This is a genomic window from Turicimonas sp. TL08, from assembly GCF_054660695.1.
In genome coordinates, this window is sequence record NZ_BAAGDP010000063.1 from 1 (window position 1) to 642 (window position 642).

The window sequence follows — 642 nt, forward strand, 5'->3', positions numbered from 1 at the left end:
AGGTATCTTCTTATTAGCTTCAGGAGTGGCTTATCTGTTATCACTCGGCTGACTCTATCCATCAGAATGTCGTGGTTGACTCTGTCAAAGAATTTGGACAGATCCATTTCTACAACCCAACATTTGCCTGATTCCACATATTCTTGAGCTTTCAGCACTGCCTGCTGGCAGTTTCTTCCTTCCCTAAACCCATAGCTTTTATTTGAGAATTGTTCCTCAAAGTCGCCTCCTATGGTCATCACTATGGCCTGTTGGATTGTGCGATCAAGCAATGTTGGTATTCCCAACATTCTTGTTCCGCCGTTAGGTTTGGGAATGTCCACCCGTTTGACGGGCGCCGGTATATAGGTGCCGTTTCTCAGTTTCTGCTTGATTTTCTCCCCGTGTTTCTCCAGAAATTTCGGTAAGTCCTCAAAAGTGATGCCGTCTACGCCGGCCGCACCTTTATTTCTTACCACCTTCTGGGCCGCTTCCTCGAGAACTAAACATACAATCTCGATTAGCGGAAGTCCTTTAGGTTCTGCTTTCGTCCATTGTGATTTCGCCATGACTAGCTCCTCTTGCTTCGGCTGTCTACCGCACCGCGCAGTTCTGCCCGCCTTGTGTTGTAACAGACGCTCTGAGAGCGTTGGTCTGAGTTCC

1 protein-coding gene is annotated in these 642 nt (G+C 47.8%); it reads right to left on the reverse strand.

Features of this window, described 5'->3' with window-relative positions:
* On the reverse strand, positions 1 to 548 hold a 548-nt coding region (locus ACYQ4O_RS12940), incomplete at its 3' end, for a reverse transcriptase domain-containing protein (protein ID WP_460175870.1).
* Between the last annotated feature and the right edge of the window lie 94 nt (positions 549 to 642).